Annotated in this window: 20 protein-coding genes; 7 read left to right on the forward strand and 13 right to left on the reverse strand. The window is 59.2% G+C overall.

The window, feature by feature from the left end:
• Positions 1-249 precede the first annotated feature (249 nt).
• The 9 genes from AC3I0A_RS22190 to lptF all read right to left on the reverse strand — a co-directional run bounded on the left by AC3I0A_RS22190 (position 250) and on the right by lptF (position 9,938).
• Entirely contained in the window at positions 250-1,275 is a 1,026-nt protein-coding gene (locus AC3I0A_RS22190) for an IS110 family RNA-guided transposase (protein WP_489374696.1), read from the reverse strand.
• A 109-nt stretch (positions 1,276-1,384) separates the two neighbouring features.
• A complete protein-coding gene (gene pdxJ, locus AC3I0A_RS22195) occupies positions 1,385-2,131 on the reverse strand; it encodes a pyridoxine 5'-phosphate synthase (protein WP_489374698.1) in 747 nt (248 codons plus the stop codon).
• Positions 2,132-2,341: 210 nt separating this feature from the next.
• Positions 2,342-3,031, reverse strand: coding sequence for a DNA repair protein RecO (gene recO, locus AC3I0A_RS22200; RefSeq protein WP_489374700.1), 690 nt, complete (start codon positions 3,029-3,031; stop codon positions 2,342-2,344).
• Positions 3,032-3,161: 130 nt separating this feature from the next.
• The gene (era, locus tag AC3I0A_RS22205; RefSeq protein ID WP_489374702.1) at positions 3,162-4,064 is read right to left on the reverse strand and encodes a GTPase Era; all 903 of its coding nucleotides are present in this window, start codon (positions 4,062-4,064) and stop codon (positions 3,162-3,164) included.
• Positions 4,057-4,746: a ribonuclease III gene (rnc, locus tag AC3I0A_RS22210; protein ID WP_150801957.1), complete on the reverse strand. Its 690-nt coding sequence runs from the start codon at positions 4,744-4,746 to the stop codon at positions 4,057-4,059. Before rnc ends, era begins: the two co-directional genes overlap by 8 nt.
• Positions 4,747-4,930: 184 nt before the next feature.
• On the reverse strand, positions 4,931-5,785 hold the full coding sequence (gene lepB, locus AC3I0A_RS22215; protein WP_489374704.1) for a signal peptidase I: 855 nt from the start codon (positions 5,783-5,785) through the stop codon (positions 4,931-4,933).
• A 5-nt stretch (positions 5,786-5,790) separates the two neighbouring features.
• Complete coding sequence (lepA, locus tag AC3I0A_RS22220; protein ID WP_489374706.1) at positions 5,791-7,590, reverse strand: translation elongation factor 4; 1,800 nt, start codon at positions 7,588-7,590, stop codon at positions 5,791-5,793.
• Between the two features lie 172 nt (positions 7,591-7,762).
• Positions 7,763-8,824, reverse strand: a complete 1,062-nt coding sequence (gene lptG / locus AC3I0A_RS22225) for an LPS export ABC transporter permease LptG (protein ID WP_489374707.1) — start codon at positions 8,822-8,824, stop codon at positions 7,763-7,765.
• Positions 8,817-9,938 carry an LPS export ABC transporter permease LptF gene (gene lptF / locus AC3I0A_RS22230; protein WP_489374709.1) on the reverse strand — a complete coding sequence of 374 codons (1,122 nt, stop codon included), beginning with the start codon at positions 9,936-9,938 and terminating at the stop codon, positions 8,817-8,819. Before lptF ends, lptG begins: the two co-directional genes overlap by 8 nt.
• A 318-nt stretch (positions 9,939-10,256) precedes the next feature.
• Here lptF and AC3I0A_RS22235 point away from each other — a divergent pair, with 318 nt between their 5' ends.
• The 5 genes from AC3I0A_RS22235 to rlmF all read left to right on the forward strand — a co-directional run bounded on the left by AC3I0A_RS22235 (position 10,257) and on the right by rlmF (position 17,064).
• Positions 10,257-11,747: a leucyl aminopeptidase gene (locus tag AC3I0A_RS22235; protein WP_489374711.1), complete on the forward strand. Its 1,491-nt coding sequence runs from the start codon at positions 10,257-10,259 to the stop codon at positions 11,745-11,747.
• A 60-nt stretch (positions 11,748-11,807) separates the two neighbouring features.
• A complete protein-coding gene (locus AC3I0A_RS22240) occupies positions 11,808-12,236 on the forward strand; it encodes a DNA polymerase III subunit chi (RefSeq protein ID WP_489374713.1) in 429 nt (142 codons plus the stop codon).
• Between the two features lie 7 nt (positions 12,237-12,243).
• On the forward strand, positions 12,244-12,654 hold the full coding sequence (locus tag AC3I0A_RS22245) for a DNA polymerase III subunit chi (RefSeq protein WP_489374715.1): 411 nt from the start codon (positions 12,244-12,246) through the stop codon (positions 12,652-12,654).
• Positions 12,655-12,931: 277 nt separating this feature from the next.
• Complete coding sequence (locus tag AC3I0A_RS22250; protein ID WP_489374717.1) at positions 12,932-15,778, forward strand: valine--tRNA ligase; 2,847 nt, start codon at positions 12,932-12,934, stop codon at positions 15,776-15,778.
• 263 nt (positions 15,779-16,041) lie between these two features.
• Entirely contained in the window at positions 16,042-17,064 is a 1,023-nt protein-coding gene (gene rlmF / locus AC3I0A_RS22255; RefSeq protein WP_489374719.1) for a 23S rRNA (adenine(1618)-N(6))-methyltransferase RlmF, read from the forward strand.
• A 91-nt stretch (positions 17,065-17,155) separates the two neighbouring features.
• Here the strand turns inward: rlmF and AC3I0A_RS22260 are convergent, their stop codons facing one another.
• Positions 17,156-17,437, reverse strand: coding sequence for an HU family DNA-binding protein (locus AC3I0A_RS22260; RefSeq protein WP_150640524.1), 282 nt, complete (start codon positions 17,435-17,437; stop codon positions 17,156-17,158).
• 395 nt (positions 17,438-17,832) lie between these two features.
• Between AC3I0A_RS22260 and yejK the strand changes: the two genes are divergently transcribed.
• Positions 17,833-18,837 (forward strand): nucleoid-associated protein YejK, encoded by a 1,005-nt coding sequence (gene yejK / locus AC3I0A_RS22265; protein ID WP_489374721.1) that lies wholly within the window; start codon positions 17,833-17,835, stop codon positions 18,835-18,837.
• Positions 18,837-19,187, forward strand: a complete 351-nt coding sequence (locus AC3I0A_RS22270) for a glutaredoxin family protein (protein WP_489374723.1) — start codon at positions 18,837-18,839, stop codon at positions 19,185-19,187. The genes yejK and AC3I0A_RS22270 overlap by 1 nt, the downstream gene beginning before the upstream one ends.
• A 190-nt stretch (positions 19,188-19,377) precedes the next feature.
• Here AC3I0A_RS22270 and AC3I0A_RS22275 read toward each other — a convergent pair whose 3' ends face one another.
• The 3 genes from AC3I0A_RS22275 to AC3I0A_RS22285 form a co-directional block, all read right to left on the reverse strand.
• A complete protein-coding gene (locus tag AC3I0A_RS22275) occupies positions 19,378-20,313 on the reverse strand; it encodes a glutathione S-transferase family protein (RefSeq protein ID WP_489374724.1) in 936 nt (311 codons plus the stop codon).
• 96 nt (positions 20,314-20,409) lie between these two features.
• On the reverse strand, positions 20,410-20,721 hold the full coding sequence (locus AC3I0A_RS22280; RefSeq protein ID WP_489374726.1) for a GIY-YIG nuclease family protein: 312 nt from the start codon (positions 20,719-20,721) through the stop codon (positions 20,410-20,412).
• 53 nt (positions 20,722-20,774) lie between these two features.
• A complete protein-coding gene (locus tag AC3I0A_RS22285; protein WP_489374728.1) occupies positions 20,775-21,245 on the reverse strand; it encodes a nuclear transport factor 2 family protein in 471 nt (156 codons plus the stop codon).
• Between the last annotated feature and the right edge of the window lie 77 nt (positions 21,246-21,322).

Consider the following 21,322-nt stretch of genomic DNA (forward strand, 5'->3'; position numbering starts at 1 on the left):
CATCTATGGTTACCCCCTTTTCTGCAATACTGTTTTTGATGGGTGTTTGGCTTGCTTTCATCTATCCGGCGTCTGAGTGGGGCTGTGGCCCCGCGCCTCGATGAGAATCGATGCCCGACGATCCTAATTACTAGAACGGCCTTTCAGCCGTGTGGGAGCTCAGGGTTGTCGTCAGGCCGGTTTGCCGTTCACGTCATCTGTTATCCAGCATCGCAAAACCAGGTGGGTGGTGCTCGGGTGACAGCAGGGTCAGGCGTTCATCGCGGTTGGCCCTGCATCGAATTCAGTGTGGTGGGCCGCAATCGCCCAGGCGATCCTCGCCAGCTTGTTGGCCAGCGCGCAGACCACATGGTTGGAGTGATGGCGGGCCAATAGCTGCCGGACCCAGTCCGCCAGCCGGCCTTTCTGTCGGTCCAGCTGTATCAAGTAAACACGGGCGCACTGGATCAGCAGGCGCCGCTGGTTCCGATCACCGCGCTTGCTGATGCCCAACAGTACGGTCTTGTCGCCGGTGGAATGCTGTTTGGGCACCAGCCCGATCGAGGCCGAATAGCCTCGACCGCATTTGAACTGTTTGCCATCGCCCAACTCGGCAGCCAGGACGGTGGAGGTGATCGGACCGACACAGGGCATGGTCATCAAACGAGTCGCCAGATCAGCTTCAGCGGCCTGGCACTCCACGTCCTTGTCCTGTTCCTTGACCTGCTCATCCAGATAGTTGAAGTGCTTATGCAGCTTCATCAGAATTTTTTTGAAGCGTTCAGAAAGTGAACTCGCCTCCAGCAGCGCCGGAAGCTCTTTGATGGATTTGAAGCCTGGGGCCAGGCTGACGCCCACCTCCAGAAGGGCGGCGTGAATCCGGTTGACGGTAGCGGTGCGGTCTTCGATGAACGAATCGCGTGTCGAGTTGAGCATGGCCAGCGCCTGCTGAGCTGGGGTTTTGGGGTGCACAAAGCGCATCGTTGGACGAGTCGCCGCCTCGCAGATTGCCTCGGCATCAGCGAAGTCGTTCTTGTTGCTTTTCACGTAAGGACGCACGAGATGAGGGGCAATGAGCTTGGGCGTATGTCCCAGCTTTGCCACCTCCTGCACCATGAAGTGGGCTCCGCCACAGGCTTCCATCACGATGGTGCAGGGTTCGAGGTTCGCCAGGTGTTGAATGAGCGCCACTCGGTTAAACTTTTTGCGGTAAAGCTCATGACCACGATCATCTTGCGCATGCAGATGAAAGGTGTGTTTTCCCAGGTCGATGGCGGCAATAGCTACTTTGTTCATGGCAACGGTCTCCGATGAGCCCCCTGCGAAAGCTTAGTGGGCGATCGCAAGGGGCGGCGGGGGTAGCCATTTCATTACTAGATTTGCATTTATCCAAAGAACTTAATTATTACGCCTTTGCTGCAGCCGCCAGAATCAACGCCTTCATCTCCGACACCGCCGACTTGAAGCCGACGAACAGCGCATGGGCCACCAGCGCATGGCCGATGTTCAATTCATTGATGCCTTTGATCGCCGCGACGGCTTCGACGTTGTGGTAGTGCAGGCCGTGACCGGCGTTGACGATCAAGCCCTGAGCCAGACCGCAGGCCACGCCATCAGCCACTCGCTGCAACTCTTCTGCGACTTCGGTCGGCGTCTGCGCATCGGCGTAACGGCCGGTGTGCAGCTCGATCGCCGGTGCGCCAACCCGCCTGGACGCCTCGATCTGCTGTTCATCGGCGTCGATGAACAGCGAGACCTCACAGCCGATTTTGGCCAGCCGCTCTACCGCAGCCTTGATCCGCGCTTCCTGCCCCGCCACATCCAGACCGCCTTCGGTGGTCAGCTCCTGACGGGTTTCCGGGACCAGGCAGATATGCGCCGGGCGAATGCGCTCGGCAAACGCCATCATCTCTTCGGTGACACCCATTTCGAAGTTCATGCGGGTTTGCAGCACATCCTTGAGCAACAACACATCGCGTTCCTGAATGTGGCGACGGTCTTCACGCAAATGCACGGTGATCCCGTCAGCGCCCGCCTCTTCCGCGTCCAGCGCTGCCTTGACCGGATCAGGATAACGAGTGCCCCGGGCCTGGCGCAGAGTGGCAACGTGGTCGATGTTCACGCCAAGAAGAATGCGATTGCTGGTGGTCACGGAAGCGCTCCTGAAATAAATGAAGATTCGGCGCACAGCATATAGTGTCCGGTCACGAAAATAACTGTTCGCTTTTGACGGCGTCTCTCGCAGCCACGCTGCGTTGCCGCTCCTCGCCATAGCGGGCTATGACTCGTCGCGGCGCCTAGCCTGACTTCGAGAGCCACTCGTCAAAATTCGAACGTATTTCCGAGACCGGACACAGGGAGACTACGGCTTGCGAAACAACTCGCGACTGACCAATGGCCGACCGCCCAGGTGCACGGCCAATGCCTGGCGCATCAGGCGCTTGGCGGCGGAGAGAGCGCCAGGAGCAGTCCAGTCGGCTTCAGCCATGGCCAGCAACTCGATGCCGTTGAACAAACCGGGCTGCAGCAAGTAGACCCGCTCAAGCCCGGCGTCGACCTGCAAGCGATACATGCCGTCCGCCGCGATGGGGTCGCCATGAATATCGGTGTCCAGCGCGAAGCCGTAACCGAGATCATCCAGCAGCCGCCATTCGAACGCCCGCAGCAACGGCTCAAGCGGGCGGCCTTCAGCGAGGGCGAGCAGGGTTGCGGCGTAATGATCGAAAACCGCTGGGTGGGGAACTTCGGCAGGTAACAAGCGAATCAACAGTTCGTTCAGATAGAGACCGCTGAACAGCGCCTCACCGTTGAGCCAATTTGAAACGCCAGCACTTTCCATCCGCCCGACGTTCTTCAGCTCACCGCGACCACGGAATTCAACTTCCAGTGCCACGAACGGTCGAGCCAGGGTCCCGGCCTTGCCCCGCGCGCTACGCAATACCGCCCGCAGCCGCCCTTGAGGCGTAAGGAAGTCCACCAGCGCGCTGCTTTCGCGGTACGCCCGGCTGTGCAGTACGTAGGCGGGTTGGGCGGTTGGTGCGGTGGGCGACATAGTTTCTTGAACCCTGAAAACCTTAGGTGACTTTCAGCCCGTCTTCGCGGGCAAGCCCGCTCCCACAGGGATCACACTGTCCTTGTGGGAGCGGGCTTGCCCGCGAATGCCGCGTCGCGGTGCCAAGTGATTACAGGTCGCCATAACCCAGCGAACGCAGGGCGCGCTCGTCGTCGGACCAGCCGCCTTTGACCTTGACCCACAGGTTGAGCATGATTTTGGAGTCGAACAGCAGCTCCATATCCTTGCGCGCCTCGGTGCCGATGCGTTTGATCCGCTCGCCCTTCTCGCCAATGATGATTTTCTTCTGACCGTCGCGCTCGACAAGGATCAAGGCATGGATATGCAGGGTTTTGCCCTGCTGCTTGAACTCTTCGATTTCCACGGTGATCTGGTACGGCAATTCAGCGCCCATCTGGCGCATGATTTTTTCGCGCACCAGCTCCGCAGCGAGGAAGCGGCTGCTGCGGTCGGTGATCTGGTCTTCCGGGAAGAAGTGATCGTTTTCCGGCAAGTGCCCGGCGATCACCCGTTCCAGGGCTTCGAGGTTGTGACCGTGCTGCGCCGAAATCGGCATGATCTGCGCGTTGGGCAGCTGCTCTTGCAACCAGCTCAGGTGCGGCATCAGCTCGGCTTTGTCTTCGATACGGTCGGTCTTGTTCAACGCCACGATGACCGGGCCTTGAACGTACTGAACGCGCTCGAGGACCATCTGGTCTTCGTCGGTCCACTTGGTGCGGTCAACCACGAAGATCACCACGTCGACGTCTTTCAACGCCGCCGAAGCGGTCTTGTTCATGTAACGATTGAGCGCTTTCTCGCCGCCTTTGTGCATACCGGGGGTGTCGACGTAGACCGCCTGAACGGTGCCTTCGGTCTTGATCCCGAGCATGTTGTGGCGGGTGGTCTGCGGCTTGCGCGAAGTGATCGCCAGCTTTTGCCCGAGAATATGGTTCAGCAGCGTGGATTTGCCCACGTTGGGGCGGCCGACGATGGCGACATAGCCACAGCGAGTTGCAGTTGAATCAGTCATGGCCATTCTCCACGCCCAGGGCAATCAGAGCTGCAGCGGCCGCTACCTGTTCGGCAATACGACGACTCACACCCTGACCTCGGCTTTTTTCATTCAATAAGGTGATTTCGCATTCGACGAAGAACGTCCGGCAATGCGGCTCACCCTGGATATCTACCACTTCGTAACGCGGCAGGTCGCAGGCACGCGACTGCAGGAATTCTTGCAGTCGGGTCTTTGGATCTTTGTTGGTGTCGACCAGCGTCAGGCCTTCGAACTCGGACGCCAGCCAGGCCAGCACGCGTTCGCGCGCCATGTCCATGCCTGCATCCAGGTAGATGGCGCCAATCAGCGCTTCCAGGGCATCGGCGAGGATCGACTCGCGACGAAAACCGCCGCTCTTCAACTCGCCGGAGCCCAGGCGCAGGTACTCGCCCAGATCGAAACCGCGAGCCAGTACGGCCAGGGTTTCGCCTTTCACCAGCCGTGCGCGTAAACGCGATAGCTGGCCTTCGCGGGCGAGCGGGAAGCGATCGAACAAGGCTTCACCGGCGACGAAGTTGAGAATGGCATCACCGAGGAATTCCAGACGTTCGTTGTTGCGTCCGGCAAAACTGCGGTGAGTCAGGGCCAGGACCATCAGTTCCTGATCCTTGAAGGTGTATCCGAGCTGACGCTCGAGACGGCTTAAAGAGACGCTCACGGTTTACCCACACTGAATTCGTGGTCGACTATCACCACCATAGGTGCGAGGCACCGGTGGCCCTCGACAATTAACGCTGTGTTCAAATCCACATCCTGAATATCGTTGACTGCATGCTTCTGGTGAAACGTTCTACAAGACCCAGAAAAGCATTCGGCGCTGTGTTCAACAGCGCCGTGTGTGATTACTTGATCAGGCCAACCCGCGAGAAATTCGGCAGGTGGCTGAGTTTTGGTTCGGGCCAGCTCATCCAGACTGCGAAGGCTTTGCCGACAATATTCTTGTCGGGAACCATGCCTAGCAGATCCTTGGGAATACTCGGGTCATCCCAGTAGCGACTGTCATTCGAGTTGTCGCGATTGTCACCCATCATGAAGTAATGCCCGGCGGGGACGGTCCACTGATGGTCCGGCGTCGCACGGTAGCGGCTCATCTCTTTGCGGATCAGGTGCTCGGCAGCGCCGAGTTTTTCCTTATAGAGTTCTGCGCTACCCAGCGTACCCGGCTCGGCGCCGACCAATTGCTCGGCGATCGACTCACCATTGACGAACAGACGCTTGTCGCTGGTGTAACGAACCTGATCACCCGGAAGGCCCACCACACGCTTGATGTAGTTGACGTTCGGGTCGCTTGGGAAGCGGAACACCATCACATCGCCGCGTTGTGGTTCACCGACTTCGATGACTTTCTTGTCGATCACCGGCAAACGGATCCCGTAAGAAAACTTGTTCACCAGAATGAAGTCGCCGACATCCAGGGTCGGTTTCATCGAGCCCGATGGAATCTGGAACGGTTCGACCAGAAACGAACGCAGCACCAGCACGATGAACAACACCGGAAAGAACGACTTACCGTATTCGACCAGCAGCGGCTCTTTGTTCAGTTTCTCGACCACCACCATGTCAGCCTGGCTGACGCTACCCTGATAGGTGGCGATGGCTGCACGCCGGCGCGGCGCCAGAAAGACCAGATCGAGCAACGCCAACAGACCGCAAACGGTGACAGCGATGACCAGCAACAGCGGGAAATTTAGTGACATAGGACCTAACTATCCAACCTGAGCACCGCAAGGAAGGCTTCTTGTGGAATTTCCACGTTGCCCACTTGCTTCATGCGTTTTTTACCGGCCTTCTGCTTTTCCAGCAGCTTGCGCTTACGGCTAACGTCACCACCGTAGCATTTGGCCAATACGTTCTTTCTGAGAGCCTTGACGGAGGTCCGCGCAATAATCTGTCCGCCAATGGCGGCCTGGATTGCGACGTCGAACATCTGACGCGGAATCAGTTCTTTCATCTTCTCGGTCAACTGGCGACCTTTGTAGTGCGCATTGTCTTTGTGCACGATCAGCGCCAGGGCGTCGACTTTGTCACCGTTGATCAATACATCCAGCTTCACCAGATTAGCTGATTGATAACGATCGAAATGATAATCCAGCGAAGCATAGCCGCGACTGGTGGACTTCAGACGGTCGAAGAAGTCCAGGACCACTTCGTTCATCGGCAGATCGTAGGTCACCTGGACCTGGGTACCGAGGAACAGCATGTCGTGCTGCACGCCACGCTTTTCGATACACAGGGTAATGACGTTGCCCAGGTGTTCTTGCGGCACCAGAATGTTGGCCCGCACGATCGGCTCGCGCATGTCTTCGATGGCCGACAGGTCTGGCAGCTTGGACGGGTTATCGACGTAAATCGTTTCACCGTTCTTGAGCAACAGCTCGAAAATCACCGTCGGCGCCGTGGTGATCAGGTCCAGATCGTACTCGCGCTCAAGGCGCTCCTGGATGATCTCCATGTGCAGCATGCCGAGGAACCCGCAACGGAAGCCGAAGCCCAGGGCGTCGGAGCTTTCCGGGGTGTACTGCAGGGACGAGTCGTTGAGCGTGAGCTTTTGCAGGGCTTCGCGGAAGTCTTCGAAGTCGTCGGAACTGACCGGGAACAAGCCGGCGTAAACCTGCGGCTGAATGCGTTTGAAACCTGGCAGCACGTCGACGTCCGGCGTGGAGCTCAAGGTCAGGGTGTCACCGACCGGCGCGCCGTGAATGTCCTTGATACCGGCGATGATGAAACCCACTTCACCGGCTTTCAGGTCAACGGTCGCGGTATGTTTCGGGTTGAAGACACCAACGCTGTCCACCAGGTGGATCTTGCCGGTGGACTTGACCAGGATCTTGTCGCCCTTCTTCACACAGCCATGGCGCACGCGTACCAGGGAAACAACGCCCAGGTAGTTGTCGAACCAGGAGTCGATGATCAACGCTTGCAGCGGATCTTCGATGTTGCCGGTCGGCGCAGGAATGGTGCGAACCAGACGCTCGAGCACTTCGTCGACGCCCTGGCCGGTCTTGGCACTGCACTCGACCGCATCGGTAGCGTCGATGCCGATGATTTTCTCGATTTCGTCCTTCACCCGGTCTGGATCGGCCTGCGGCAGGTCGATCTTGTTCAGCACCGGCATGACTTCAAGGCCCTGCTCGATCGCGGTGTAGCAGTTGGCGACCGACTGGGCTTCTACGCCCTGGCCGGCATCGACCACCAGCAACGCACCTTCACACGCCGCCAGCGACCGGCTGACTTCATAGGTGAAGTCGACGTGGCCTGGGGTGTCGATGAAGTTCAGCTGGTACTTGATACCGTCGCGGGCGGTGTAATACAGGGTGACGCTATGGGCCTTGATGGTGATCCCGCGCTCACGCTCCAGGTCCATGGAGTCCAGAACCTGGGCTTCCATTTCGCGCTCGGCCAGGCCGCCGCACATCTGGATGAAGCGATCGGCCAGCGTCGACTTGCCATGGTCAATGTGGGCGATGATGGAGAAATTGCGGATATGACTCAAATCACTCACGGATCAACACTCAAAAAGGCTGCAGGCATAGCCCGCCGAAAAATAGCCGGGAATTGTACCTGATCCACGGCGCAAGCGTCACGTTTGCCTGTCACCAACGGTGAAATGCAAAAACGCCCCGGTCTTTCGACAGAGGCGTTTTTTTCCAGCCAGCGCGGGGGAATAACCGCTATCAGCCGGCTCGGCGCAACAACCAGACCCCGGCCAGCGCACAGATACCGGCCGGCACCAACACCGCAAACAACGGTGAGAAACCGAATACCAGACTCGACGGCCCCAGCAGATCCTGGACGATCCGGAAGGTGAAGCCCACCAGCACGCCGGTGAAGATACGCTGACCGAGAGTCACCGAGCGCAGCGGACCGAACACGAATGAAATCGCCATCAGCACCAGCGCCGCGGTGACCAGGGGCTGCAGCACCTTGACCCAGAACGCCAGCCAGTAGCGACCATTGTTCAAGCCCTGGTCAGCCAGATAATGGATATAACCCCACAGACCGGTGATCGAAAGCGATTCAGGTGCCATCACCACGGTACTGAGCAATTGCGGACTCAAGGCTACATCCCAGCGCTCTACCGGAATACTCACGATTTCAGTACTGCCGTCGTGGAACAATGTGGTGGTCACGTCGCTCAACTGCCAATGATCCTCTTCGAACTTCGCGCGCTTGGCAAAACTCGAGGACAGCATGTGACGTTGATCGTCAAAGCGATAACGGGTCACGCCATACAGCAAACCATTGGGTTGCACGGAGTTGACGTGAATGAACTCATCGCCCTGACGGTGCCACAAGCCATGTTTGGCACTTTGCGCTTCACCGCCGCCTTGAGCCAGGGAACGATTGGCCTGCGCGATGTTTTCCGTGGCCGGCGCAACGTACTCGCCGACCAGCACGCCCACGAGCATCAGGATCAGCATCGGCTTCATCACTGCCCAGACGATACGACCAATGGACACACCAGCGGCGCGCATGATGGTCAGTTCGCTGGCGCTGGCCAGGCTGCCAAGTCCGATCAGACAGCCGATCAAAGCCGCCATTGGCAACATGTCATAGACGCGGCGCGGCGCGGTCAGCAACACGAAGCTCAAGACGTCGACCAGCGCGTAGGTATCGCTGACGTCGCCCATCTCGTCAATGAAGGCAAACAATGACGCCAGACCGAGAATAACCCCCAACACCCCGACAATGGCCGTGAACACGCTGCTACCGATGTAGCGATCGAGCTTATCCACGGGCCACCTCCAACGCACTGCGGCGACTCGCCATCTTCAAGCGCAACGGCTCCCAGTACAGCAACCCCAGACCAATGGTCAGGAAGATTGCGTGAACCCACCACAAGCCCAGTGCAGCCGGGAGCTTGCCTTTTTCCAGAGCGCCACGGGCGGAGATCAGGATGGTCAGATAAGCCATATAAAGAAGAATCGCCGGAAGCAACTTGAGGAAACGCCCCTGGCGCGGGTTGACCCGCGATAACGGCACCGCCATCAAGGTCACGATGAATACCAGCAGAGGCAGGGAAAGCCGCCATTGCAGCTCGGTGCGAGAACGCAGGTCGTCCTTCCCCAACAGATCCCGGGTCGACCTTGCGTCGCGATCGGTCACTTCTTCACTGACATCCGGCTTGGGCAGCAGCACACCATAGGTGTCGTACTTGATGGCGCGGTAGTCGGCCTGGCCCGGTTTGCCGTCATAGCGATAGCCGTTCTCGAGGATCAAGTAGCGGTTGCCGTCTGGTTTTATTTCCTGGCGCCCCGTCTCTGCAACCAGCACGGAAATACCGCGATCCTTGCTCTTGTCAGCGGAAGTATTCTTTTGCGAGATAAACACGCCACCCAGGTTGGCGCGATCATCGGACAGCTGTTCGGTGTAAGTCACGCGCGTGCCATCGCTCAGCGACTGGAAGCGACCTGGCACCAACGTATCGAACTCGGTCATCGCGTCCTGTTTGTTGAGCAGCAACTGGAACTGGTTCGCACCTTGCGGCGCCAGGCTCAGACTCAGCCACGCCACCACCAATGCGACCAGCGTGGCCGGAAACAGGGTCATGCCCAGCAAACGCTGCTGACTCATGCCGGTGGCCGAGAGCACGGTCATTTCGCTTTCAAGGTACAGGCGGCCGTAAGCCAGCAGGATCCCGAGAAACAGCCCCAGCGGCAGAATCAGCTGCAAAAAGCCTGGCAGGCGAAAACCCATGATCAGGAACAGCGAGCCCGGGTCCAGGGCGCCCGAAGCGGCCTGAGCCAGGTATTTGATGAAGCGTCCGCTCATGATGATGACCAGCAGCACAGCGCTGACGGCGCTCAAGGTCAACAGAACTTCGCGGGACAGATAACGGAAGACGATCAAACCAGACACTCCAGGGTTGTCAGGCTAAGGCGGCCAAACAAGCAAACGTATCGAGCCGGCTCGTAATGCAGAGCCGCCGAAAAAAGATGGCGCATTATCCTGTGATTGGGTGCGCCTGTCACTGCACACGCTCAAGCTGGCGCGTAAAGCGGCGAAGTTCGCGCATGGGAGGGTTGTCAGCCTCGGGCGGCGAGGTTCAAACTGGCGGCTTTGTCGCTGGCACGTACTGGCGCCTTTTATAGACAAGCTTCATATAGATAAGCCAAGCGTCCGCCGTTGAGCGCGGCGCACTTTGACCATTTATTCAGGGACTCGGACATGGAACTGGTTGTAAAAAGCGTTAGCCCGGAGACGTTGAAGACCGCCACTCTGGTGGTCGCCGTCGGCGAAGATCGCAAGCTCGGCACCTCTGCCCGCCAACTCGACGAACTCAGCGGCGGCGCCATCAGCGCAGTCCTCAAGCGTGGCGATCTGGCCGGCAAAACGGGCCAGAGCCTGTTGCTGCACAGCTTGCCTAACCTCAAGGCCGAACGCGTGCTGCTGGTTGGCATCGGCAAAGACGCAGAACTGGGCGATCGCCCGTTCCGCAAAATCATCGGCGGCGTGCTCAATATCCTCAAAGGCCTGGGCGGCAGCGACGCGGTACTGGCCCTGGACGAAGTGATCGTCAAAGGCCGTGACAGCTACGGCAAAACGCGCCTGCTGGCCGAAACCCTGGTGGACGGCGAATACCTCTTCGAGCAGTTCAAGAGCCAGAAAACCGAACCGCGCGCCCTGAAAAAAATCACCCTGCTGACCATCAAGGCTGCACAGGCTGAAGTCGAGCGCGCCGTGGCTCACGCACAAGCCATCGCCAAAGGCATGGCCTTCACCCGCGACCTGGGTAACCTGCCGCCGAACATCTGCCACCCAAGCTTCCTCGCCGAACAGGCGAAAAATCTCGGCAAGGCGCACAAGGGCCTGAAAGTCGAGATTCACGACGAGAAGAAAATCAAGGAACTGGGCATGGGCGCGTTCTACGCCGTAGGCCAGGGCAGCGATCAACCGCCTCGCCTGATCGTCATGAGCTACCAGGGTGGCAAGAAATCCGAGAAGCCGTTCGTACTGGTCGGCAAAGGCATCACCTTCGACACCGGCGGCATCAGCCTCAAGCCTGGCGCCGGCATGGACGAAATGAAGTACGACATGGGCGGTTCGGCCAGCGTGTTCGGCACCCTGCATGCGGTGCTCGAACTCAAGCTGCCAATCAATCTGGTGTGCATCCTGGCCTGTGCCGAGAACATGCCGAGCGGCGGCGCGGCCCGTCCGGGCGACATCGTCACCACCATGAGCGGCCAGACCGTGGAAATCCTCAACACCGACGCCGAAGGCCGTCTGGTGCTGTGCGACGCCCTGACCTACGCCGAGCGCTTCAAGCCACAAGCGGTGATCGATATCGCCACCCTGACTGGCGCTTGCGTGGTCGCTCTGGGTGCGCACACTTCCGGCCTGCTGGGCAACAACGACGAGCTGATCGGCCAACTGCTGAGCGCAGGTGTTCAGGCTGACGACCGCGCCTGGCAACTGCCGCTGTTCGATGAGTACCAGGAACAGCTGGACAGCCCGTTCGCCGACATCGCCAACATCGGCGGCCCGAAAGCCGGCACCATCACGGCCGCCTGCTTCCTGTCGCGCTTCACCAAGCAATACAACTGGGCGCACCTGGACATCGCCGGGACTGCCTGGACCAGCGGCGGCAAGGACAAGGGTGCCACTGGCCGCCCGGTTCCTTTGCTGACCCAATACTTGCTGGATCGCGCCAAAGCCTGAAACTGAAGACTCTGTGCTGCCTCATCCAGGGATGACGCAGCACAGGCGTCAGGACCCGCAATGACCAAAGTCGACTTTTATATTCTGCCCAGCGCCGATCCTTGCGCACGCCTGGACTTCGCCTGCAAACTCACCGAAAAAGCCTGGCGCATGGGCCATCGGATCTACCTGCATTGCAGCGATGCGGCCCAGCGTGACGATCTCGACGCTCGCCTGTGGAGCTTCAAGGGTGAAAGTTTCGTCCCCCACGGCCCCGCCGAAAGCGAACCGGATGGATTGATTGTTCTGGGCCTGGGCGAAGACTGCGGACAACATCAGGACCTGCTGGTCAATCTGGACCTGAAAGTCCCGGCATTTGCCCAGCGCTTCGCCCGCGTGGCAGAAGTCGTGGTCGAAGACCCTGCTATTCGTCAGGCCGCGCGGGAGAGTTTCCGTTTCTACCGCGAACAGGGCTATCCTCTGCAAGATCACCGTTTACAGCGACTCTGAGCACCCGATGGACACTCCAAATCCGCAACAAAAGTCCGCGCACCTGCTGGATGACCTCGAGTCGATCCGCCAACTGCTCGGCGATGACAACCTGCAGCCACCGCTGTTGACCGAAACCGTTACCGGCGATGTGCAGGTGCAGATCCCCCTACTGTCTGACATGGTGGGTGGCGAACCTCCTGTGCTAGTCGTCGAGGCCACTGTGCAACCGCTGCCAGTGCCGGTCGCAGAGCCCGCCCCGGCACCGGTCACCAACAAAGGTGCCGACGCCCTCTTGCATCTGGACAGCGAACTGCGCGCCGCCGCGCAACTGATCATGCAAGACGTGATCGACGACTTCGCCCCGCACATCGAAACCGAAATCAAACGCCGCCTTGATGCGCGGATGGAGCGGTTGTTGAGTCAGTATCAGTTCTGAGGCCAAACACAACTCCTGTGGCGAGGGAGCTTGCTCCCGCTCGACTGCGAAGCAGTCGTAAATCGGCTGACTCGGTCATCCTGAAAAACCCGGTTGCAGATTTCAGGGTCGCTTCGCAACCCAGCGGGAGCAAGCTCCCTCGCCACAAAAGCCCGACCACCCAAATTTCGCGAAAAGTTTTAGTTCACCCATCATCACCTCGCTCTACGCCCAATCGAACATCCCCGCTATACTTGCCGGCTTTTCCTGAATAAATGCCAATAGGGTCCCGCCGCGCATGGATAAGACCTACCAGCCGCACGCCATTGAAACTTCCTGGTACAACACCTGGGAGTCCGAGAATTATTTCGCTCCGCAAGGCGCGGGCGATTCTTACACCATCATGATTCCGCCGCCGAACGTCACTGGCAGCCTGCACATGGGCCATGGCTTCAACAACGCGATCATGGACGCGCTGATCCGTTTCCGCCGCATGCAGGGTCGCAACACCCTGTGGCAGCCGGGCACCGACCACGCCGGTATCGCCACGCAAATGCTGGTGGAGCGTCAGCTCGAAGCCCAGGGCCAGAGCCGTCATGACCTGGGCCGCGAAAAGTTCCTCGAAAAAGTCTGGGAATGGAAGGATCAATCCGGCGGCAACATCAGCCGCCAGATCCGCCGCCTCGGCTCGTCCGTGGACTGGAGCCGCGAGCGCTTCACCATGGACGACGGTCTGTCGGAAGCCGTTAAAGAAGCCTTTGTGCGCCTGCACGAAGACGGCCTGATCTACCGCGGCAAGCGTCTGGTCAACTGGGATACCAAGCTGCACACAGCGATCTCCGACCTCGAAGTGGAAAACCACGACGAGAAAGGTTTCCTGTGGAACCTGCGCTACCCGCTGGCCGACGGCGCCAAAACCGCTGAAGGTCTGGATTACCTGATCGTCGCCACCACGCGCCCGGAAACCATGCTCGGCGACGCCGCCGTTGCGGTGAACCCGGCAGATGAGCGCTATAAAGCGCTGATCGGCAAGTTTGTCGACCTGCCGCTGGTCGGCCGTCGCATCCCGATCATCGCTGACGATTACTGCGACCCTGAATTCGGCACCGGCTGCGTGAAGATCACCCCGGCCCACGATTTCAACGACTATGAAGTCGGCAAGCGCCACAATCTGCCGCTGTTGAACATTTTCGACAAGAACGCCGATGTATTGCCGGCCGCTCAAGTGTTCAACCTTGACGGCACGCTCAACGAGCAGATCGACGGCACCCTGCCCGCCGTATACGCCGGTCTCAACCGTTTCCAGGCCCGCAAGGAAATCGTTGCCGACCTCGAGGCTGCGGGCCTGCTGGTCAGCGTCGACGATCACGCCCTGAAAGTGCCGAAAGGCGACCGCTCCGGGACCATCATCGAGCCATGGCTGACCGACCAATGGTACGTCTCCACCAAACCTCTGGCGGAACCGGCGATTGCTGCCGTTGAAGACGGCCGGATTGCCTTCGTGCCCAAGCAGTACGAAAACATGTACTTCTCGTGGATGCGCGATATCCAGGATTGGTGCATCAGCCGTCAGCTGTGGTGGGGCCACCGGATTCCGGCCTGGTACGACGAATCGGGCAAAGTCTATGTAGGCCGCGATGAAGCCGAAGTGCGTGCCAAAAATAATCTTGGCCCGGATGTAGCGCTGCAACAGGACAACGACGTTCTCGACACCTGGTTCAGTTCCGGTCTGTGGACCTTCTCCACCCTGGGCTGGCCGCAGCAAACCGAGTTCCTGAAGAAATTCCACTCCACCGACGTGCTGGTGACTGGCTTCGACATCATTTTCTTCTGGGTCGCCCGGATGATCATGCTCACCATGCATCTGGTGAAAAATGAAGACGGCACCCCGCAGGTTCCGTTCAAGACAGTCTACGTGCACGGCCTGGTCCGCGATGGTCAGGGCCAGAAAATGTCCAAGTCCAAGGGCAACGTCCTGGACCCGCTGGACATCATCGACGGCATCGAACTCGAAGCGCTGGTGGAAAAACGCACCACCGGCCTGATGCAGCCAAAACTGCAGAAAAAGATCGAAAAGCAGACCCGCGACGAATTCGCCGAGGGTATCGCCAGCTATGGCACCGACGCCCTGCGCTTCACGTTCTGCTCGCTGGCCTCCACCGGTCGCGACATCAAGTTCGACATGGGCCGCGTCGAAGGCTATCGCAACTTCTGCAACAAGATCTGGAACGCTGCGCGTTACGTACTGGATAAAGGCGACGACTGCGCTCAGAACGGCGAAGCCTACGAGCTGTCTCTGGCGGATCGCTGGATCATTTCGCAGCTGCAACGCACCGAAGCCGAAGTGACCCGCCAACTCGACCAGTTCCGTTTCGACCTGGCTGCCCAGGCGCTGTACGAGTTCATCTGGAACCAGTATTGCGACTGGTACCTGGAACTCTCCAAGCCTGTGCTGTGGGACGAGAACGCGCCGATCGAACGTCAGCGCGGCACCCGTCGCACGCTGGTTCGGGTGCTGGAAGTGGCGCTGCGCCTGGCCCATCCGTTCATGCCGTTCATCACCGAAGAAATCTGGCAGCGCCTGGCGCCGCTGGCCGGTATCGAAGGCAAGACCATCATGCTGCAACCGTGGCCGGTGGCCAACGAAGCGCGCATCGATCAGGCGGCCGAAGACGATATCGAATGGCTCAAGGCGCTGATGCTCGGCACCCGGAACATTCGGGCCGAGATGAACATTGGTCCTGGCAAGCCGCTGACGTTGTTCCTGAAAAACGTCAGTGCCGAAGATCAGCGTCGCCTGAGCGAAAACGATGCGCTGCTCAAGAAGCTGGCCAAGCTTGAATCGATCACGATTCTCGCCCCAGGCGCCGAAGCACCACTGTCCGCCACCGCTCTGGTCGGCGAGATGGAAGTGCTGGTGCCAATGGCCGGTCTGATCGACAAGGCCGCCGAATTGGCGCGTCTGGACAAGGAAATCCAGCGTCTGCAAGGCGAAGTGCAGCGGGTCGGCGGCAAGCTGTCCAACGCCGCCTTCGTTGACAAGGCGCCGGCTGAAGTCATCGATAAAGAGCGCGCCAAACTGGCCGAAGCCGAACAGGCTCTGGGCAAGTTGGCCGAGCAGCATGCGCGGATTGCCAGTTTGTAACGGCAAATCGCAATGAAACAGGGAGGCCCATGTGGCCTCCCTTTTTTTGCCTGCCACTTCCTCCCAAACACAAAAAAACCCTGTGGGAGCGGGCTTGCCCGCGAAAGCGGTGTACCAGCCGACATCAATGTTGAATGTAAAACCGCCATCGCGGGCAAGCCCGCTCCCACAGGGACATGCGGCGATCTTCACAGTTGGGTTACCAGCAGCTGGATGTGGGACAATACCCGCCACTTTTAGCCATACCCGAATCGACAACGCCCATGAACGCCCCCCGCACACCCAGACCTGCGCGCAAAAAACCTGAATCCGCGACCCCGGCCAAAGCCGTCGAACCCCGCGAGAAGGCCAGCCTGCACCCGCGCAATCGCCACCAGGGTCGTTACGACTTCCAGCAGTTGATCAAAACCACGCCGGAACTGGCGCAGTTCGTGATCCTCAACCCGTATGGCAAGGAAAGTATCGACTTCGCCAGCCCCGACGCGGTTCGAGTGTTCAACCGGGCCTTGCTCAAATCGTTCTACGGCATCAATCACTGGGATATCCCGGTCGACTACCTGTGCCCGCCGGTTCCGGGTCGTGCCGACTACGTGCATTTCCTCGCCGACCTGCTGGCCAGCATCAACGAAGGCGTGATCCCTCGTGGCGCGCCGGTCAAGGTGCTGGACATCGGCATGGGCGCCAACTGCGTTTATCCGCTGATCGGTCACAGCGATTACCGCTGGCAGTTCCTGGGTTCCGAAGTCGACCCCATCGCCATCGCCGCAGCCAAAGCCATTGTCCAGTCCAACGGGCTGAACAAAGCCATCCAGTTGCGCCTGCAAAGCAATCCCAAGCACATCCTGCTGGGCTTGCTCGAACCCGGCGAGCGTTTTGACCTGACCATGTGCAACCCGCCCTTCCACGCCTCGATGGACGAAGCGACCAAGGGCAGCGAGCGCAAATGGCGCGCCCTGGGCCGTGCCGACCCGAAACGCAAACTGCCGGTGCTGAATTTCGGCGGTCAATCGGCAGAGCTGTGGTGTGAAGGCGGCGAAGCACGGTTTGTGACGCAGCTGATCGCCGAGAGCGCGCATTTTCAACACAAAGTGCTGTGGTTCAGCACCCTGGTGTCGAAAGCCTCGAACCTGCCGGCGATCCAGACTGCGCTGAAAAAGGCCGGTGTATTGGAGAGCCAGGTGGTGGAGATGTCCCAAGGCCAGAAGCAGAGCCGCTTCGTCGCCTGGACCTTCCAGACCAAAACCGAGCAACAGGCCTGGCACCAGCGCTGGGTGCGCAAGGACTGAATAGGTGACGCCCGGGTTTTCATTGAGTAAAACCCAGGCAACAAAAAACCGTGCCCGGATCGCTCCGGAGCACGGTTTTTTTTAACAAGTCTTACTTGTTAACAGCGTCGGTCAGGCCTTTAGCCACGACCAGCTTGATAACTTTCTTGGCAGCGATTTCGATGGCAGCGCCAGTCGATGGGTTACGGCCAGTACGGGCAGGACGCTCGGTCACTTTCAGTTTGCCGATACCTGGCAGAGTGATTTCGCCGCCATTTTCCAATTGATCAGCAACGATTTGGCCCAGTTGGTCCAGAGCGTTACGCGCGGTGGTTTTCGGCGCGTCGATAGCTTCAGCGATATCGGCGATCAGTTGGTCTTTAGTCATAGCCATGGTGGTGTTCCTTCCCTATCAAATTCATTTGGATTGCAGAGTGCGGTGTCAGCCATCGAGCCAGATCTTCTGAATCTGGCACCCCGGCTATAACCACGACAGCTCGGGGTTATAGATACCGAAATCAGGGTTTGGTTCGACCTGACAATGCTGAATGCACGCTTAACGCCATTACTGCGCGTAAGACGGGGCAAAACTAGCACAGAGACGGGGAAATATCCGCCTCTACCTACCCATTTGGTCAGCTTTATCGCTCTAAACCCGTAAAAAATCGCATAACACCGCTCAGCCCCCCTCTGAAACGGCCGTCGAACACCGCCAAAACCAGCAGGTGCGGTACACTGGGCACTTTTTGGGGAGCTCGCCCTCCCCCAATTCAACCAGCCGAGAAGCCCATGCCGATCCGTCATTGCATCGTCCACCTGATCGACAAAAAACCCGACGGCACCCCTGCAGTTCTCCACGCTCGCGACTCCGAACTGGCTGAGTCTGCGGCCATCGAGAACATGCTCGCCGACCTCAACGAGAGCTACAACGCCAAGCAAGGCAAAGCCTGGGGCTTTTTCCATGGCGAATCCGGGGCGCACCCTTTCAGCGGCTGGCTGAAGGAATACCTCGACGCTGGCAAGGATTTCACCGCGTTCAGCCGGATCGCGGTCGAGCACCTGCAAAAGCTGATGGAAGAATCCAACCTTTCGGTCGGGGGGCACGTGCTGTTCGCCCATTACCAGCAAGGCATGACCGACTACCTGGCCATCGCCCTGCTGCACCACAGCGAAGGCGTGGCGGTGAACGCCGAGCTGGATGTGACGCCGTCGCGCCACCTCGATCTGGGCCAACTGCACCTAGCGGCGCGCATCAACATCTCCGAGTGGCAAAACAACAAACAGTCCAAACAGTACATCTCCTTTATCAAAGGCAAGAACGGCAAGAAGGTCTCGGAGTACTTCCGCGACTTCATCGGCTGCCAGGAAGGCGTCGACGGCCCGGGCGAAACCCGCACGCTGCTCAAGGCCTTCAGCGACTTCGTCGAAAGCGAAGACCTGCCGGAAGAGTCCGCCCGGGAGAAAACCAAGACCCTGGTGGACTACGCCAGCAGTCAGGCGAAAATGGGCGAGCCGATGGGTCTTGCGGAGCTCTCGGAGCTGATCGATGAAGAACGCCCGAAAGCCTTTTACGACCATATCCGCAACAAGGACTACGGCCTGTCGCCGGAAATCCCGGCGGATAAACGCACCCTCAACCAGTTTCGCCGCTTTACCGGTCGTGCCGAGGGCTTGTCCATCAGCTTCGAAGCGCACCTGTTGGGCTCGAAGATCGAATACGACGAAGAAGCCGGCACGCTGATCATCAAGGGCTTGCCGACCCAACTGACCGACCAGCTCAAGCGTCGCAACTGATGTTGAACGGGATGCTGAAGAAATTCCTGCTGATCCTGCTGGTGGTCGTGGTTTACCAGAACTGGGGCAAGATCGAGCGGGTAGTCAACCCACAAGCGGTGGTGTCCGGGCAGACCCAGGCGAATGCCAAGGTCGTGCTCTACGCCACCGACTGGTGCGGCTACTGCAAGCTGACCCGGCGTTTTCTCGATCAGAAAGGCATCCCGTACAACGAGTTCGATATCGAGAAGGATGCCGAGGCACGCAAGGCCTATGAGGCCCTGGGTGGACGAGGGATTCCGTTACTGGATGTGAACGGTACGTTGATTCGGGGTTATAGCCCGGAGGGGATACTCGCAGCGCTCAAGTGACTCGATCGCGAGCGTACCGATACTGTGGCGAGGGAGCTTGCTCCCGCTCGAGTGCGAAGCGCTCGCAAATGGGCAGACCCGGTCCTGCCAGGCAAAACGCGGTCACAGATTTTACGACTGCTTCGCAGCCGAACGGGAGCAAGCTCCCTCGCCACAATTGACCGCGTTCACTTTAGCGACTACTCAAGACTTAGCGCGCTTCAATCCGAAAGCCAAACCGCGGAAAGTGCACATGCACCACACCGCCACGTTCATCCTCACGGCGCAGGATCAGCTCTTCGCTGCCGGCAAACAGCAACTCGCCGGCTACCGGATCGACGCCATAGTCGATCGCGGCAATCACCACCTGTTGACCGGCCTCGAAGCCATTCGGCTCTTCGAACTGCTCATCCGGCAACGCGGCTGGCGTGGCCCGACGGGAAATCTCCAAGGCCTCTTCAGAGCTCAGATCGCTCGATGCGCCATGCCCGAAACCCATCACGCGCGAGAGCCAGGCCGACACCGCCGGGTAAACATCAACCAACGGCGCAGTGACCGGCGTGCCCTTGAGAAACCACAAAGGGTGAGCCATGGCGAAGTCGGCAATCGACGGCTCACCGAACAGGAAGTCACCCTGCTCGCGCTGCAGTTGCTGCTCCAGACGAGCCATGATCGTCGGCCACTGATGCCTGGCCTGCCCGGCCGACAAACGTGTCGCGCTGCCGCCACTGAACAATTCGGCGCGGTCGGCGATAAACGCCTTGATGGCCTCCGGCGGCAGTTTGGCGAAACGCACCGCCACCGACTCCGGCTGGAACACCAGGCTGACCGCATGCTGGAATACCACCGAATCGGCCCAGGCAGCGAAGGTTGCGGCGATCATTTCCTGTCCTTCCGGAAACAGTGCGGGCGAAACTTTCTCTTGCTCGAGACGACGGGCAATCAACGCGGTATCACAATAGATATCGGCACCAATCTGCAACACCGGCGTCTTGCGATAGCCACCGGTCAACGCTGTCAGATCGGGTTTTGGCATCACCGGCGAGATCTTCACGGAACGCCATGACAGGCCCTTGAAGCCCAGCAACAACCTGGTCTTTTCCGCGAATGGGGAAGTCGGGTAATGGTGAAGAATCAACTCTGACATGCTGGAATCCGCCGGACGATCAGGAACAACCAGCTTAGCGCGCAAAGGGCAAGCAGCCTACCCATCGGCCTGATGGGGCCATATCAGTCAGATTGATCAGCCCTTCGAGGCACTGGCCACCAGACATTCCTTGGCGCTTTTCTTGAGTTTTTTGATCAAGCGCTCCTGGCGCAGGGCCTCACCCTTGTCGCGGCACACTTCCGTATAGACCAAGGCCACCGCCGGACTGGAAAGAAAGAAGCGCGCACCCTTGCCGCTTTGATGGGTCGCGAAACGTCGCACCGGATCATCGCTGATTCCGCAATAGAGTGAGCCATTGGCCGCGCGAACCAGATAGACGAACCACGGTTTGCTGACCGGGACTTCTGGTTCGGGGCTATGGACGGAGGATTCGCTGAGACTGTTCACGTGACGATCATGGTTTTCGGGAAACAGGCCGCGATCTTATCAGAGGCCTGCCCTTAACGACTGGTCTGGAACGTCCTCAAGCCTTTCAAGGCCTGGGCCCGCACGGCGTTTCTCAGCAACGGCGTCCAGCCCAGCAGCAGACCTTTGGTGCCCAGCGCCTGCCGCGACCAGCGCCACACATCGAACTGATCGTGGTGCTCGCAGATCTTGCCGTCGCGAAAAACGAACCGCGCCTGGATATCGTTGACCACGATGTTACCGGTCTGGCTGAACAGGTAAGTGGCCACCCAATGAGCACCGCCGGTGCGCTCATCGCTACGGACATTATCGAAGGTCAGGGAGAAGTCCTTGGCCCGAGTGGTCAGCATGCGCCACATGTCGCCGGCATCGCGGCCGCGCAACTCGCCAAACGCCGGGTCACTGAACACCACGTCCTCGGTGTAGCAGGCGCTCATGGCCTCGGCATCCAGCCGCTGAAAAGCTTTATAGAACTCAGTGATCAATGCGCTGTGGGCATCACTCATGGGCAGGCTCCGAAGAATCGAAAGGATGCCTGCAAGATAGTCTGCAACGCCAAGGAAAACTATCGGCATTCGTGGTG

This window comes from Pseudomonas sp. KH_024_B2 (assembly GCF_057839965.1).